This is a genomic window from Treponema sp. (genome assembly GCF_051883275.1).
In the GTDB taxonomy this organism is placed as follows: domain Bacteria; phylum Spirochaetota; class Spirochaetia; order Treponematales; family Treponemataceae; genus Treponema_D.
In genome coordinates, this window is the sequence record NZ_JBJETK010000023.1 from 55,152 (window position 1) to 71,305 (window position 16,154).

General features: G+C 43.0%; 12 protein-coding genes. 6 read left to right on the forward strand and 6 right to left on the reverse strand.

The window, feature by feature from the left end; genetic code table 11:
• Positions 1-108: 108 nt before the first annotated feature.
• Positions 109-4,521, reverse strand: a complete 4,413-nt coding sequence (locus ACI4L0_RS03345; RefSeq protein WP_439798752.1) for a translocation/assembly module TamB domain-containing protein — start codon at positions 4,519-4,521, stop codon at positions 109-111.
• A gap of 114 nt (positions 4,522-4,635) precedes the next feature.
• Here ACI4L0_RS03345 and tmk point away from each other — a divergent pair, with 114 nt between their 5' ends.
• The 6 genes from tmk to ACI4L0_RS03375 all read left to right on the forward strand — a co-directional run bounded on the left by tmk (position 4,636) and on the right by ACI4L0_RS03375 (position 11,884).
• Entirely contained in the window at positions 4,636-5,304 is a 669-nt protein-coding gene (gene tmk / locus ACI4L0_RS03350; RefSeq protein WP_439798753.1) for a dTMP kinase, read from the forward strand.
• A 53-nt stretch (positions 5,305-5,357) separates the two neighbouring features.
• Positions 5,358-5,975 carry a hypothetical protein gene (locus tag ACI4L0_RS03355; protein ID WP_439798754.1) on the forward strand — a complete coding sequence of 206 codons (618 nt, stop codon included), beginning with the start codon at positions 5,358-5,360 and terminating at the stop codon, positions 5,973-5,975.
• A gap of 62 nt (positions 5,976-6,037) precedes the next feature.
• A complete protein-coding gene (locus ACI4L0_RS03360; protein ID WP_439798755.1) occupies positions 6,038-7,486 on the forward strand; it encodes an NFACT RNA binding domain-containing protein in 1,449 nt (482 codons plus the stop codon).
• A gap of 9 nt (positions 7,487-7,495) precedes the next feature.
• Positions 7,496-8,368, forward strand: a complete 873-nt coding sequence (gene metF, locus ACI4L0_RS03365) for a methylenetetrahydrofolate reductase [NAD(P)H] (RefSeq protein ID WP_439798756.1) — start codon at positions 7,496-7,498, stop codon at positions 8,366-8,368.
• A gap of 16 nt (positions 8,369-8,384) precedes the next feature.
• Positions 8,385-10,943, forward strand: coding sequence for a homocysteine S-methyltransferase family protein (locus ACI4L0_RS03370; RefSeq protein ID WP_439798757.1), 2,559 nt, complete (start codon positions 8,385-8,387; stop codon positions 10,941-10,943).
• Positions 10,940-11,884 (forward strand): hypothetical protein, encoded by a 945-nt coding sequence (locus ACI4L0_RS03375; protein WP_439798758.1) that lies wholly within the window; start codon positions 10,940-10,942, stop codon positions 11,882-11,884. The genes ACI4L0_RS03370 and ACI4L0_RS03375 overlap by 4 nt, the downstream gene beginning before the upstream one ends.
• Positions 11,885-11,927: 43 nt before the next feature.
• Here ACI4L0_RS03375 and ACI4L0_RS03380 read toward each other — a convergent pair whose 3' ends face one another.
• The 5 genes from ACI4L0_RS03380 to ACI4L0_RS03400 all read right to left on the reverse strand — a co-directional run bounded on the left by ACI4L0_RS03380 (position 11,928) and on the right by ACI4L0_RS03400 (position 16,118).
• Complete coding sequence (locus tag ACI4L0_RS03380) at positions 11,928-12,719, reverse strand: type I phosphomannose isomerase catalytic subunit (RefSeq protein ID WP_439798759.1); 792 nt, start codon at positions 12,717-12,719, stop codon at positions 11,928-11,930.
• The gene (locus ACI4L0_RS03385; protein ID WP_439798760.1) at positions 12,720-13,628 is read right to left on the reverse strand and encodes a hypothetical protein; all 909 of its coding nucleotides are present in this window, start codon (positions 13,626-13,628) and stop codon (positions 12,720-12,722) included.
• Positions 13,629-13,747: 119 nt separating this feature from the next.
• Positions 13,748-14,449 (reverse strand): purine-nucleoside phosphorylase, encoded by a 702-nt coding sequence (deoD, locus tag ACI4L0_RS03390; protein ID WP_439798761.1) that lies wholly within the window; start codon positions 14,447-14,449, stop codon positions 13,748-13,750.
• A 165-nt stretch (positions 14,450-14,614) separates the two neighbouring features.
• Positions 14,615-15,151, reverse strand: coding sequence for an adenine phosphoribosyltransferase (locus ACI4L0_RS03395; RefSeq protein WP_439798762.1), 537 nt, complete (start codon positions 15,149-15,151; stop codon positions 14,615-14,617).
• Positions 15,152-15,236: 85 nt separating this feature from the next.
• Positions 15,237-16,118, reverse strand: a complete 882-nt coding sequence (locus ACI4L0_RS03400) for a prephenate dehydrogenase (protein WP_439798763.1) — start codon at positions 16,116-16,118, stop codon at positions 15,237-15,239.
• Positions 16,119-16,154: the final 36 nt, after the last annotated feature.

Here is a 16,154-nt window from a genome sequence, read left to right on the forward strand (position 1 = left end):
ACTATTCAGTGCTAACCATAATATCTGCTATTTTGCAGTATCTCAAAGAAATACAAAAAACAGCAGGAAAGTGCAGACCAGCCGCTACGGGTGCAGGACAGCGCTTTCCTAGAATGATATACGCCATGACAGTGTAACAGAAGTCGCCTGTGTCCAAGACTGCTGGATTTCTCCCAGGTCAGGAGCAAAATTCCATCGTATATTGGCAAAAGGCGCTTCAAATTCCAGACCGATTTCAGGCTGAAAAACAAGCCCTCTACCCAAAGCCTCGCCAGAATTCATTCTGGTCTTGTCATAAGTCCAATGCAGCAAAGCATCAGCGTAAATATCATCACCAAAATATTTTCCAATATAAACAGTTGAATTATCAAATAAGTTACCAATTATTGAATTATTACCAGAAGTACTGTTCATATCGAGCCCCTGCATAATTGAATTCTGCAGGATTGCTGTTCTGACAGAAAATATATCAAAATTACTCAAATCACGCAATGCACTTTCAATTTTTCTAAGCAGAGTAACCTGCACTCCGTAGTCTCCCGCCGCAACAAGAAGGTTTCCAACTGAGGACGAATCCCCGGAAGCAATCTGCCCCAGAATTTCCATAATTTCATTTTCAGACTTTGCAGGGCTTGAAGAAAGCACCGCATTGAAGCGCGAAATATTCTGTGAAATGGCGGAAAGAACAATCGTAACAGGATCTCCGTTTCTATCATGCTCACGGGTTTCTGCGCGCACAGTTATAACAGGGTCAAAGCGATTCTGGGTTTCATCCAAAACCAGCTGACCTTGCTTAAGGTAGAAGTTGCGGCTCAGGTACGAAATTTCTCCGCCGCGCAAAACAACATCGCCCTTTATCGCCCAAAGTCCGGTTGCCGTGTCCGCTGTTACATAAATCGGAGTTGACGGGGCAACAAGGCTTCTGACCAGAGGATTTATTGCAATCTGAACTTTTTTTCCAATCAAAAGATCAAGGTTTATCGCAAAGTCAATGTTTCCGGCCGCAGCAGGATTTTTTTTCTGGCTCAGATCAGAAGCATTCACGGAAACCGAAAGCTCCGCGTTTCGCAGCCCGACTGAACCACTCAGGCTGACCGAACGATCTTCCATGACAAGAGCGGCATCCACAGAAGTATAGCCCTTGATTCTGAAATACGAAAGATTCGAGTCAATCGGGATGTCCATGCCGTCCAGAGTCGCAAGATACAATTCAAGGTTTGAAAGCGCCCACCTGTCAACTGTAACAAGCGCATTGGCGGCAAGAATTCCGTCCTCGATTTTAAAGTTCGTTTCCGGAACTGAAATTTCCTCCTGAACAAAATCCACATTCACTTCATCCGCTGTAAAATGCTCCGGAATAAACTGCGGCAGATTAAATTCCAGGTCGGAAATCACAAGGCGCCCATCCATGTCAGGATCCGTTATAAGCCCCGTCAAGTTAAGGTGCCCCTCGATAATCGCGGAGTAAACAGAAAAAAGGCTTGAATTAAAAAGATGCGCGCACTTTGAAACATCCCAGTATATGTCATCAAAATCAAGATTCACCATCTGCTTTTTTACAGTTCCGTTCAGATTAAAATGAAGCGGCTTTCCGTTGGCAACAGAAAAATTGACTTTTCCATCCTCAAGAATTTCTCCGAATGCGCCGAGTGTTTCATCTGTAAAAATATCAAAGCGGCCGGGCGAGCGTATGACAGTAAATTTAAACGGTGTAAAATCGGAAACAAGGTCGCTTTCAACAGAAGCAAAAGTTGTTTCTATTGAATATGCCTCCGGGAAAAACGAATCCGAATTTTCAGACATATTGGAAAGCAGAAATTCAATTCCAGCCTCAAGTTTTTTTTCTCCGGCCTGAACACCGGCCTTCATGGAAGCAGTTCCGTCAAAAGTTCCAAAATCAATATTCGCAGAAACAGGCCCCACATGGAAATTCCGCCACAGAATATCCGCCCCGGAAACAGTAAATACATTTTCAATAAGCGAAAACTCCGCGGAAGCTGTAAGATTCGCGCCGCCAAGAAACACGGATGAATTTTCAAGCTTTACAGAAATATACGGATTTTCAAGAGTTCCGCTCATGGACAAATCCGCATTTACAGTATTTTCATCCTTCTGCCCCAAAAGAAAACGGCTCACAGGGAACGACTCGACTTTTGCGCCCGCTGAAAAATAAAAATCACGCTTCATGGTTTCAATGGAAAATTTTTCGCCGGTGGGATTTGAAAGCTCCATTTCCACTGAAAGATTTTCAGAAGTATTCAGTCCGCTCATATTCAGCGAAAGTTTGGAGCTGCTGAACAAAAAATCGTTCATGTTCCAGAATGCATAGCCGTCGCCTTCAAGCTGCGAAAAAGAATCGCGGTAGACAATGCTGGATGCAAGAAAGTTTTTTTCGTTTATCTCGCCTTTTAAAGCAAGCTCGGGCTTCAGGCGGAATTTTCCGGAAAGCTCTGAAAAAGAAAAATTTTCGATTGAAACATTCCAGTCATCTCTTGAAAAAACAGAAAAGCTTGAGTCGAGCGAAAAAGAAAGCAGAAAATCATTCACAGAAACCGGCAAATTCTGAAAGCGCAGAGTTCCGTCAGTGAAATTCTTAAAATCAACCGCCAAATCAAGGCCGTAGCTTCCTGAAATATTCAGCCAGTCGCCAAAAGCAAAAAGTCCGCTCAGGGAATATGGAATAGAGTTGAAGCTGAAATCTGAAGAAAAGTGCATCTGGTTCTGGGGGAATTCAACATCAAGCCCGAAGCCCGAAGCCAGTGTGTTTTTTCCAAAAATAAAATCCGCCTTGCTCACCTGCACAGAAACCCCGGAAGGTCCGCCAGTTCCGTCAAAAGAAAGCAGAAGCACTTCCCTGTCCTTTTTTGTATTCGCAAAAATTGCGAGCGGCGAATTATAATTGTAGTCCTTGAAATCTGTGGCAAAATATGCTTCCACATTTGAAATATAAGGCTCTGTAAAATTCACAACGCCGTTCAAAACATTTTCGCCGTCTTTTTCCGTAAAGAACGCGCCGGTTTTTACCCCGGTCTGCACAAAGAAATTTTTCAGCTCCGCGGAAGCCTGAAGATACATATTTTTTCCGAGCTGAAGACTGCCGCTTGCGCTTATCCGACCCGGCTCTCCGTATTCAATGTGCGAATAATCGCTGGCCTCAATAGCAAGCTCAATAGAAGTTCCGAGCGAGGAATATCCCTGAAAATCCGTGTAGCAGCTGTAGTCGCCAAAATAAAGCTGGGGAATAAAAAAATCAAAGCCCTTTGTTCTGCGCGGCTCAAAAAAAATCTCAGCGGAAATTTTATTGCCGTTAAAAAAAGTGTAATACTCAAGATTCATGTAGCCCGAAGGCTGAAGACGCGGAATATTAAAACCGCCTTCAAATGTTCCGCACACAATTCCGCCGGAAGCAGAAAGATTTTTTACAATTATATCATCGTTGTTCCCAGAGCCGTCAAAAACAACAGTCTGGGAATCACTGGTGAATCTCCGCGGAAACACAACAGTTGTGCTGGAATTCCAGTTGTAGTTGAAGCTATTTAAATCCATAAAGAATTCCGAGTCTGTCGTAACAACTGTTCCCCTGAAAAATTCACAGATTGAATTCGCTTTTTTCATTCTGACAGTTTTCAGAGGATCAAAGCGCGAAGATTTAAACTGCGCAGAAAGAATGTTCGAATTCAAATCCAAAGAAGCCACGGCATTGAACGGAAAAATTTCACGCACAGAATAAACATCAAGGCGCGCGCTGGTGTACACCGCAAGAAAATCAAGGCGGCGCACAGAAATATCGGCGGCGGAATAATTGTCAAGCCTTATGCTGCATGAACTTCCCGAAACAGAATTTAAAACTCTCCCGTTCACGGCAAAGGAGAAGCCAAGGTTTTCACTGCCAGAAAAAAACATCACATTTCCGGCGGTCTTAAAATAAATGGCAACATCGCCGCCTTCCTTTTCAACAGAAAAATTTTTCACCGCCGCAGAAATTTTTTTATTCCCCGACGAAAAAGAAAACCTGAGATTTTTTACCTGAACATCAACAGGAATTATAAAGGCGATTTTCCTGACAAGATTTTCAAAATCGGAAGCGGAAAACTGCGCGGACTCCTCAAAAGATTCCTGTTCCCCGGAAGAAAAATTCGAAATCAGCGCAGAGTCTTCGATGTTTACAACAACATCCTTCAGGAGAACTTTTTCAAATGAATTCTCCAAATCTCCCTTCAGCAGCTTTGAAAAACTGAAAAACACCGCCGCCTTTTTTACCGAAAGAATTTCACGGCCTGTTTCTGCCTCGCAAAGCACTATACCTTTTATGCGGATTTTTGATAAAATAGACGGCGATAAGGATGAATATGAAATTCCAAGCCCGGTGCTTTTTTCAAGATTCTGCATCGCTTTTTCTCCGCAGCTTCTGATTGCGCTGTCGACCCTGTTGTATACAGGTTTCATCGCGATAACAAAAGACGCAGCTATCAAGAGAAAAATAAAAATGCCTATGCCTGTCTTCAGCACCCTGAATTTCATGGAAATCTCCGAGGGCTATCTCAAAAACTTCAGTTTTTCGAGTTTTCCCCCAATATATTTTAACAGAAATCACAACTTTAGGAAATGCCACTGTTTTGGCGCAGGAGAAGCCTCATGGTTTTAGAAAATTTTATTGTACTTGAAGGAATCGACGGAGCAGGAACAACAACGCAGCTGAATATCCTAAAATCAAAGGCAGCGGAATTTTTATTCACGGCAGAGCCAACTTCTTCGCCCACCGGAAAATTTCTAAGGCAGATACTCAAAGGCGAAATTCAGCTCAGCAATGAAACGGCCGCCTATATTTTCGCCGCGGACAGAAATGAGCATATAAACGGCGCTTTAAAAATAGAAGAAAACACTCTGGTCACAGGAATAAGGGAAGCCTGCGCAAACGGAAAAATTGTTGTGAGCGACAGATACCTTTTTTCAAGCCTCGCATATCAAAGCATCGGATGCGCGCCGGAAATTCCAAGAGCCTTGAACCAGTTTTTTCCGCTCCCAAAGCTGCTGTTCTTTTTTGACATCAATCCCGAGGACGCGCTCAAAAGAATCAGCGGAAGAGAGCAAAAAGAAATTTTCGAAAAAATCGACTTCCTTGAAAAAACCAGGGAGGAATACAAAAAAGTGCTTTCTGAATACGATGGAACAGAAGCCGGAAAAGGAATGAAAATAATACACATAGATGCGATGCTTGACCGCGAAAAAATCAGCCTTCAGATTGAAGATGAAATAAACAGGGCTTACGGCGGAATTCTTAACGGAAAAGCAAAAAACATTTAAGTTTTTTCAGAGGTTTTCTTAATAGAATAATTTTTTTTTCCGATATTCAAAAGGTGAAGATTTCTTTTTTTAAAACAGCTAGAATCATATCAGTTTTTCTCATTCTGCTTGTTTTTCCGCTGGAAACTTCCTCGGCATATATGGTCAAATACAAAGAGGATTTTTACAAGCTCTACCATGTTCATTACCAGCAGCAGCCCGATGACTGCATTGAAAATATCTACTGGCTTGAAAAAGCCGTAAAGGCGGATTTCTGCAATCCCCTGTACGCATACGCAAAAATTGAAAACGAGCTGCAATGGGAAAAATACCGCTACCTTTTTCAGATGCACCTGAACCTGAAGCTCATTGAACAGCATCTTCGCCTTGGAAGAATCTACGACAAAAACGCCGCGTATTTTTACGATGCGCCATGGAAAGAAGAATATCTCCGCAATCTTGAAAAAGCGAAAACCTGCTACGAAGCGGGCTATGCCTACTGGCAGGAAGCTTCCATCTGGGCTGAAAAAGCGAACACGGGAAAATTCCGCTTTCTCTTTTTGACAAGCCTACAGTACTGGGAAGATGAGCGCGAGCGGATAAACACAGGCGCGCTTGACTACAAGAAAACCCTTGACCGCGAGCTGAAACACCTTGACAAAGTTATAGATGATTTAAAATCATTAAACTAAAAACCCAAAGGCCTGCTCAAAAGTAATTCACTATCCATTTTAAATCTGCTATACTCATAAAAATGTCTTTAAACTGCAATGAAATAAATTTAGTACTCAGCGAACTCAACCTAGAAGGCTCTTTCATTCAGGAAATAATCCAGTCAGGATACGACACTGTTTCATTAAAAATAGTCGGCAGGGAAGAGCCGTTTTACATTGTGCTCTGCACTTCTCCGCAGTCATGCAGAATAAACAGAACATTCCAGAAGCCGCCCAAAAACGAAAAGCCGCTTCGGTTCAATGAATTTTTAAAGTCCCACGTTCAGGGAATGAGAATAAATTCATGCAGGCAGCTCGGTCTTGAAAGAATAATAAAATTCGATGTTTCAACATGGAAGGACAGGCTGTTTGTTTTTTTCAGGCTCTGGTCAAATGCGGCGAACATTATCGTAACAGATACAGACGGAAAAATTCTTGACTGCCTTTACAGACGTCCCGGAAAAGGCGAAGTCAGCGACGGATTATTTCTTCCGCAGGAAAAAATTCCAACAGAGGAAGAAAAAAAAATATCCCTGGAAAAATTTCCAATCCGCACATTCAGCAAGGAAGAATTTCCAGGCATAAATGAAAATTCGTCGTTCAACGAAAAAATAAATATATATTACACCGAGTACACCGGCCAGCTTTCCAGAGAAGCCTTACTTCAGCAGGCGGAAAAATGGTACACTTCAAAACGCAGTAAAATGGAGAATGCGCTTCAGCATCTCATTTCAAAAAAAGCTGAATTTGAAAATGCGGAAAAACTCAGGCACACGGGCGATCTGATTCTTTCATTTGCAGCGGACATAAAAGGCTCGTTTCTGGACTGCACGGATTACAACACCGGCGAAAAAATTCACATCAGGCTGAACGAAAAACTTAATGCGCAGGAAAATGCCGCCGTTTACTATGAGCAGTATAAAAAAGCCGTTTCCGGAATAGAATCCCTTGAGCATGACATTGAAATTTCAAAAAAAACACTTGAGCTTCTGGACAAAGAATACAAGCATATCCTTGCGGAAAAAAACACTCTCAAAATCGAGCAGCTGCTCCGGCACGACACAAAGCCGCGGCAGCAGACTCAGAAAAAGCATCCGGGGCTTCATTACGAAATCGACGGCTGGACAATAATTGTGGGCAGAAATTCCTCTGAAAACGACGAGCTTTTAAGGCACACTGTAAAAGGCCAGGATCTGTGGCTGCACACAAGGGATTATGCAGGCGGCTACGTTTTTATCAAGGCAAGGAAAAACAAAAGCATTCCACTTGAAATTCTTCTTTACGCCGGAAATCTTGCTGTTTACCATTCAAAGGCAAGAAAAAACAGAGCGGCGGATTTATACTACACACAGGTAAAATTCCTGAGGCGCGCAAAAAACGGTCCGAAAGGTCTTGTGCTTCCGACACAGGAAAAAAATTTATTTGTGAAAATAGATGATGAAAAATTAAAGCGACTTGATGAAATAGAAAAATCAAACATTATTTTATAGGACAGGAAAATGAAAATATCAGAAATTCTTGAAAGCAAAAAAACACTTTTATCGTTTGAAGTTTTTCCGCCGAAACAGCAGGCAAATTTTGAAAGCACCGTAAAAACTGCAAAGGAGCTTTGCGCGCTTTCTCCTGATTTTATGAGCGTAACATACGGCGCGGGCGGAACAACCCGGGAAAACACAGTTGAGATTTCGGCGCAGATTTTGTCATTCGGAACACCGGCGCTTGCCCATCTGACCTGCGTGGGAAATTCCTTGGACAGCATAAAGTCGACTGTTTCAGAAATGAAAAAAAACGGAATTGAAAATATACTGGCACTGCGCGGAGATATTCCACAGGGACTTCCAGTTCCGCTGGACAAAGACCTTGAGCATGCTGACATTCTTGTAAAAATTTTAAAGCAGGAAGGATTCTGTGTGGGCGGCGCGTGCTATCCCGAAGGCCATCCCGAAAGCCAGAACAGGCAGGACGACATCGAAAACCTGAAATATAAAATTGACGCCGGAGTTGATTTCCTTACAACCCAAATGTTCTTTGACAACAATATGCTCTACAGCTATCTTTACCAAATTCAGTCAAAAGGAATTCATGTTCCTGTTTTTGCCGGAATAATGCCAATCACAAACAGCAGCCAGGTTTCAAGAATGGTGAAGCTTTCGTCCGCCTACATTCCTGCAAAGCTTCTTTCCATCTGCGACCGTTTTTCAGAAAGTCCGGAGGCAATGCGCCAGGCAGGAATCGCCTATGCAACTGATCAAATCATCGACCTTATCTCAAACGGAATACGAGGCATTCACATTTATACAATGAACAAACCGTCAGTTGCCCAGGAAATTTACCGCAACGTGAACAGCATAATCTCTGCAATCAACAGCTAAAACAAGGAGAAGCCGATTGAGCGACTTTAAGAAATTTCTGAATGAAAAAATACAGAATCTGGAGCCTGTTTTCTTTGACGGCGGAATGGGAACAATGATTCAAAAAATCCCGGGGCTTTCCTATTCCATTCCAGAAGAACTGAATTTCTACAATCCTGAAAAAATAAAGGAAATCCACAGAAAATATATACTTGCCGGAAGCAACGTCTGCACTTCAAATACTTTTGGCGCAAATCCAATCAAGCTTGAAAAATCCTCACACTCAGCGAAGGAATTTATTGAAGCTGGAATAAGGCTTGTAAAAGAAGCAATCGAAGAATGTAAAAAAAATTCTCCGCATATACAATGCTTTACAGCATGGGATTCCGGCCAGATTGGAAAACTTCTAGAGCCGAACGGAACGCTCACATTTGACGAAGCCTACAATTCATTCAGCCAGGCTGCGATTGCCGCGGAAAAAGCAGGAGCGGATCTTGCAATCATAGAAACCATGAGCGACCTCTACGAAACAAAGGCGGCCGTTCTTGCAGTAAAAGAAAACACAAATCTCCCGATTGTCGCTTCGATGACATTTCAGCAGAATCTCAGAACTTTAACAGGCGCAGATGTGCTGACATGCGTAACCTATCTTGAATCTCTGCACGTTGACATTCTGGGATTTAACTGCGGCGGAAGTCTGGAAGAAGATCTTGAGCTGGCAAGGCAATTCTGTAGATATTCAAGCACGCCGGTTCTCTCTCAGCCGAATGCGGGACTGCCGGAAGTTGTAAACGGAAAAGATGTTTTCAGAGTAACTCCGCAGGAATTTTCCGCCGCTCAGGAAGAAATTTTAAATTCCGGCGCTTCAATTTTCGGAGGATGCTGCGGAACAACTCCGGAGCACATAAAGGCAATGGTTGAAAAATTCTCGGCAAAAAAACTGAAAAAGCCCGAGGAAAAATTCAGCACATTTATCTGCTCATACAACAAATCAGTTCAAGCCGGACAAAATGCAGGGCCTGTGATTATCGGTGAACGCATAAATCCAACCGGCAAGAAAAAATGCAGGGAAGCACTTCAGAATGAAGACATGCAGTTTATAATCAGCGAGGCAGACAGCCAGATAAATTCCGGGGCGCACATTCTTGACGTGAACACAGGACTTCCGGGAATTGACGAAGCAAAAATGATGCTGAAAGCTGTAAAGTCAATCCAGACTGTTTTCAACACACCGTTGCAGATTGATTCAAGCGAACCGAATGTGCTTGAAAAAACACTGCGCTATTACAACGGCAAGGCTCTTGTAAACAGCGTGAACGGAAAACAGGAAGTGATGGACAAGGTGTTTCCACTTATAAAAAAATACGGCGGCGCAGTCGTAGCCCTGTGTCTGGACGAAAACGGAATTTCACCGACCGCAGAAGGAAGAGTAAAAGTCGCAGAAAAAATAATACAGGAAGCCGAATCCTACGGGATTTTTCCAAGGGACATTTTCATCGACACACTCACGCTTACAGTAAGTTCCGAGCAAAAGGCTGCTCTTGAAACAATAAAAGCCATAAGAATTCTTAAGCAGAAATTTGGAAGCAGAGGGCTTCAGTTTGTTCTGGGAGTTTCAAATATTTCATTCGGGCTTCCACGCAGAGACATTATAAATTCACGTTTTCTCATGCTTGCCCTGGAAGCTGGTCTGAGCGCCGCAATAATAAATCCTGCAAGCATTCCAATGATGGAAACCTACAGAGCATACAGAGCCTTGGCAGGGTTTGACGAAAACTGCATTGAGTACATACAGCAGTTCACGGGAACACTCGATCCCACAACTGAAAAGGCGCGCCAGAAAATTCTTGAAGATGCCGTGCACAGCGGAGCATTGCCTTCACCTTCGCCGGAAAATCATTCCAATGAAAAAAAGAGCGATACCAAAGACGAACACAAAGCCCCCCAAAAAAATCCTGATGAAGAAGAGTTGATTCTGATAATTGAAAAAGGATTCAAGGACAAAGCTTCGCAGGCCACAGCAAAACTTCTTGAAAAAAAACAGCCTGTGGAAATAATCGACAACTGCATAGTTCCAGCGCTTGACAGCGTGGGCAAGGATTTTGAAACCGGGAAAAAATTTCTTCCGCAGCTTTTACTCAGCGCAGAAACAGTGAGCAATTCATTCGCAAAAATAAAGGAAACACTTTCCGCATCTGGGCAAAAGCAGGAAGAAAAGGGAACTGTGGCAATCGCAACAGTTTTTGGCGACATTCACGATATAGGAAAAAACATCGTCAGGGCAATGCTCGAAAATTACGGGTACAATGTAATCGACCTTGGAAAAAATGTTCCGGCTGAAACAATCGTGAAAACTGTTGTGGAAAACAAAATCCGTCTTGTAGGACTAAGCGCGCTCATGACCACGACAGTCGCCAACATGGAGGAAACTATAAAGCAGCTTCATGCGGCGATAAGCGAATACGGCCTTGAATGTAAAATAGTAGTGGGCGGAGCAGTTTTAACACCTGAGTATGCAAAAAAAATCGGAGCTGATTTCTATGCAAAGGATGCAATGGAAACTGTAGCCGCAGCAAAGGAAGTTTTTGGAAAATGAAAAGCGAAAATTCAAAATATAAATTCAAATTAAAAAATGCAAAAAAGCCCGGCATGAAAAAAATAAAAAAAACACTGGGAAGACCGCTGACAAGCTTCAATGTTTTGTATGCATACGCAATGTTTACATTCCACTGGACAGGGCTGAAATATTTTGCAATTCTCATCGCAAATGTTATTCAGAAATTTTTTATTGTCCAATATCTGGAAAAATTTCACATCATTCACATTCCCATAAAAAATGTTGATCATGAAATCGACTCAAAAATTCCTTTTAAGCAGGAATTTGCACAGTGCTATCTTGACTTTGTAAATTACTGGATCCGCCCGATGTGCCTCACAATGAAACGCTACGGAAGCTTTGAAGGAATAAAAATCAGCTCGGAATATGTGCGCTACATGATTATGCTCTACAAGGAAGCATACAAAATATACTCGCACTGCCTGACAACAACCGTCCGCCCCGTCCCGACAACAAAAGCGGCCAAGGGTATTCAGTTTTGGGATCCGCATTATCTTTGCGTTCCCAGCCTTCACATATCAATCGTCATCATCACCATAGCGTTTTATAAAATGCTCTTTGACCGTGAGGAATTTCTACAGGAAGAAAAGGATCAGTGGAACAGGGAACTTTATGTCCACGGAATTGAAATAGCGGAATCAGTTCTTTATATGAAGCAGCACAGCGTAAACTGCATTTCCGCCGCAATCTACATGGTTACAAAAACTGCGCCGGAACTTTTGACACAGGAGCAGGCGACCGCATTTATTGATGACATGTTCAAGAATTCTGAATATGTAGAAAAAAATGATGCCATGCGGATAACTTCCTGCATAAAAGAAATGTACCAGAATCTGATGGAGCAGAGCCAGAACGAACAGGACTGGACAGTTCCCCTTAAAGAGTGGCTTGAAAACTACAAGCCGGCAGCGAGCATTTAGCCGCGCCACAGCACTGAAGCAGAATTTTCCGCAAAGATGAAATTCACTTCGCCGTGATTTTCATCAGCTTCAGGCGGCCTTCTATTTCAACTGCATCGCCTGGCTCAAACGCGAAAATATCCTCCGCCGCCGCAGGAATTCCGTTTATAGTTCCGCTTCCTTCAATGACAAAGCCCAGAACTATATCCGCTGCTTTTTTTTCTGCCGCGCAATTTTCAAGCCTTGAAAAATGCTTTCCTTCAACAGAAACCTCTTCAAGCGAAAAATACGGCGACACAAAAGAGCCTGGAAACGGGAGAACCTTTCGGATTTCAGTGTCCTTAATGCAGGCAATTCCCCTTTCCACATGACATTCCCTTCCGCGCCCCCAGTCGTAAAGCCGGTATGTAACATCGCTTGACTGCTGAACTTCCAAAAGCCGAAGCCCTCCGCAGATTGCATGCACTGTTCCAGCAGGAATATACAGAAAATCGCCGGCGCGCACTTTTTCATAGCGCAGACAATCCTGAAGCGAATCCGCCTCAATCGCCTTTCTCAGCTCACTTGCGCTGTAGACCCCGTTCAAGCCGTAAACCAATTCTGTCCCTTCCTCCGCGGAAAGAATATACCAACATTCTGTTTTGCCTCGGCAATGCTCGTAAAGGGATGCCATTTCATCATCGGGATGAACCTGAACGCTTAAAGTGCTGTCAGCCTGAATAACTTTCACTAAAAGAGGATAATCTCCGCCGCACAGTTCAAAAAAATCCTTCTGAAATCCATTCGGATGGGTAGAAGCAATCCAGTTTTCGTAACCCCAGACTTTTTCAGACTTTATAGCATTCAGTTTTTTCATTTAACGCTCCCAAAGTTTTTCCGGATAATATCCGCTTTCGAGCTTTTTTTCGATTTCCTGCTTTACAATCTCGCGGTCCTGCGGATAAGTCATTCCAAACCATTGTTCAGATGATGTAAAGAATTTTATGCTGCCCTGACCATTTTTTACAATGTCGCTGGCGGCAACTGGCAAAAGCGCCTCAGCCTTTAAATCCGAAATCGATGAAGCCTTGAAATCATCCCAGTATTTATGGAACTGCTCAAATGCCTTCAGACTGAATCCAAAGAAATTCATGCTCACCCATTCTTTTCCCGTAAATGGAATTTCCCGGCCGTCAACTTCGCTTACAATGCCATCACCCTTATAGCTGATTTTTGTATTCTCAACAATCGATTCAAGGTAGCCGTTCTCCACGGAGCACACACCCCTGCTGACAGAACCGCTTTTGCTCATTGTGTTGCCAAGAATATAGCCGACCATCGCGTGCTCGCAGGAATTTTTATCTATCGATGAAAGATATTTTCCCAAAATCGCAAAGGCTTCCCTTCCGTAATAGTCATCGCTGTTTATGACAACAAACGGCGCATTGATTCTTTCCTCGGCGCAGAGAACTGCATGAACTGTTCCCCACGGCTTTGTGCGCCCGGAGGATTTTTCAGCTTCCGATGCATCCAAAAGAGAGTCGTGTGTCTGGAACACATACTCCGCATCAAAATTCCGGGCAACCCTGTCAAAAAGCCGCTCTCTAAAATCCTTTTCAATATCGGGACGAATTACAAATACAACTTTTCCAAATTCGCTCTTTTTTGCATCAAAGGCGGAAAAGTCCAAAAGGCATTCTCCGTGACGCCCAACAGAATCAATCTGCTTCACTCCGCCGTAGCGGCTGCCCATTCCAGCTGCAAGAACTAACAATACAGGCTTCATTTTCTCATTCTCCTATTTTTTTATAGACACCTAAAAACTGAATTTTTCAGGACAATTCGCCTTATTCAGTGTTTTCCCGGATTCCGTCAATCAAGTGTTCACCGCAATTTTTGCGCACATCAGGCTGTAACAGCTTCAAGAGCTATTTTCATCATATTTGTGAAAGACTCCTGACGCTCCTGGGCTGAAGTTTCGCCGCCCAAAAGAATATGGTCGCTTACAGTGAGAACCGCCAGCGCCTTTCTTCCGAATTTCGCGGCAAGAGTATAAAGCTCCGCAGTTTCCATTTCCACTCCCATAGCTCCATAGTCCGCCCAAAGCCGCCAGTTTTCCTTTGTGTCATAAAACATATCGCTGGAAACACACAGCCCCACATTTGGTTTTATTCCGATTTTTTCAGCGGCGGAATAAGCCTTTGTCAGAAGCTCAAAATCAGCAATAGGCGCAAAATGAAGCCCGTTGAACCTAAGAGTATTCAGCCCCGAATCAGAACAAGCTCCCTCAGCAAGGATAACGTCCCTGAGCGCAATATTTTTCTGGACAGCACCGCAAGTTCCAACACGGACAGCCTTTTGCACATTGTAAAACTGAAAAAGCTCATTCACATAAATCGAAAGTGACGGCTGCCCCATTCCAGTTCCCTGAACAGAAACACGCTTTCCGTTATACAAGCCGGTAAAGCCATACATTCCGCGGATTTCATTATAGCATTTAGCATCCTGCAAAAAATTTTCAGCGATAAATTTAGCCCTCAGCGGATCTCCCGGAAGCAGAACAGCCTCCGCAATATCGCCGGGCTTGGCATTGATATGTGTACTCATAATTTTTAGTATAGCATATATTTCTGCAAAATAACACAAAAATTTTACCGTGAAGGCTTTAGAAGCAAGTTCAAAAATGCGGTGCTTCAAATTGTGATTTTACAGCAAAAGAAAATTCAATGGACTTCTAAAAAATCATTGCAAATGAATTTTAAAAGCCCTTCTTTATTCAGACTGATAATTTACAAGCGTAGTAACATTCAAATCTGAAAGCGCCGTCTTGTAATTCAAAAACGGAAGTCCTATCACACCAAAAACTTCTGTGACTTTGGCTCCGCCCTGGCTAATCAAGTCCGCCGCTGCCTTTAATGTTCCGCCGGTGGCAATCAAATCGTCAACCAAAAGAATGTTCTGTCCCTTGGAAATATCAGTTGTATGAACTTCTATTTCAGCCTCGCCATATTCAAGGGCATATTTGCAGCTGTAGGTTTTTCCGGGAAGTTTTCCTTTTTTCCTGATTAATATGAGAGGAATTCCCATTGCCTGCGCAAACGGAGCTGCAAAAACAAAGCCGCGCGATTCAATTCCTGCAACCGCATCAATATTCCTGTCCCTGTAAATTTCAACCATGCGCTCTATCGCATAGCGGAAAGCTTCAGGATGGCGAAGAATTCCAGTTATATCATAAAACAAAATTCCCTTTTTGGGGAAATCAGGAACGCGTCCAATCACTTTATCAAGAACTTCAAAATCTTTAGACATAAAATACTCCAAATCATTATAAGCACATTGCAGACTAATTGCAATGAACCGAAAATGCCGTGCGCACCGGCAGTTTTTCAGGGCTTTAAATTTTTCCCATTGAAATCCTCTTTTCACGGACATTTTCAAGGCAACGCTTCAGCGAATCCGAATCTTCAGTTATAATGAAATTTTTTATTTCATCCAGTGATTTTTCAAAATTTTCTATCTGAAGAAGAAGCTCCTTTTTGTTTGCAAGAAAAAGCTCAGTCCACAGAGGAGCATTTATCATAGCGATTCTGGTCAAATCCTCAAAGCTTCCGCCGCCAAAAGCCGTAATCTGCGAATCCTCTGCGCTGGACACAAGCGCGCCTGCAATGACATGGCAAAGCTGGGAAGTAAACGCAATTTTATGGTCATGAACCGCCGCGTCAGTTTCAACTATGCGAGTGAATCCCATCATCGAAACAAGCTGCTTGAAGAGATTTACATTTTCAGGTTTGCTAGCGGCAAGAGGCATCAAAATGTAATTATGGTTTTTAAAAATGGAGCCTGACGAATTCACATAGCCTTCCTTTTCGCTGCCGGCCATGGGATGCCCCGGAATAAAGTCAAAATTCCCGGAAACAAATTCGTCCAGATGCGAGCAGATTTCGGTTTTTACTCCGCTGATATCCGTTACGACCGCGCCGCTTTTAAATGAATTTTTATGCTGAATCAAAAATTCCAGTGTCGCATGGGGATAAAGGCAGATAAACACAAAGTCGCACTGGGAAAGCATTTCATCAACGCCGCTCACAGGAAAAATTTCATCAGCAATGCCCTGCTCCTTTGCCAGAGTCAGGGAAGCGGAATTTATATCCGAAGCGAAAATACTTCCATGCGCACATGAAGACGAAAGCACATTTTCGCGTATCGCCTTTGCAAGAGAACCTCCCATAAGCCCGAATCCGACAATTCCATATACTAAATCTGATAGATTTTTCACTTTTAAATTCCGCAAACCTGACATTCTCTGAAAAAT

Coding starts and splice junctions, on each gene's coding strand:
- ACI4L0_RS03345 (WP_439798752.1), bottom strand. CDS start 4,521: ATGAAATTCAGGGTGCTGAAGACAGGCATAGGCATTTTTATTTTTCTC.
- tmk (WP_439798753.1), top strand. CDS start 4,636: ATGGTTTTAGAAAATTTTATTGTACTTGAAGGAATCGACGGAGCAGGA.
- deoD (WP_439798761.1), bottom strand. CDS start 14,449: ATGAGTACACATATCAATGCCAAGCCCGGCGATATTGCGGAGGCTGTT.
- ACI4L0_RS03360 (WP_439798755.1), top strand. CDS start 6,038: ATGTCTTTAAACTGCAATGAAATAAATTTAGTACTCAGCGAACTCAAC.
- ACI4L0_RS03380 (WP_439798759.1), bottom strand. CDS start 12,719: ATGAAAAAACTGAATGCTATAAAGTCTGAAAAAGTCTGGGGTTACGAA.
- ACI4L0_RS03375 (WP_439798758.1), top strand. CDS start 10,940: ATGAAAAGCGAAAATTCAAAATATAAATTCAAATTAAAAAATGCAAAA.
- ACI4L0_RS03385 (WP_439798760.1), bottom strand. CDS start 13,628: ATGAAGCCTGTATTGTTAGTTCTTGCAGCTGGAATGGGCAGCCGCTAC.
- metF (WP_439798756.1), top strand. CDS start 7,496: ATGAAAATATCAGAAATTCTTGAAAGCAAAAAAACACTTTTATCGTTT.
- ACI4L0_RS03395 (WP_439798762.1), bottom strand. CDS start 15,151: ATGTCTAAAGATTTTGAAGTTCTTGATAAAGTGATTGGACGCGTTCCT.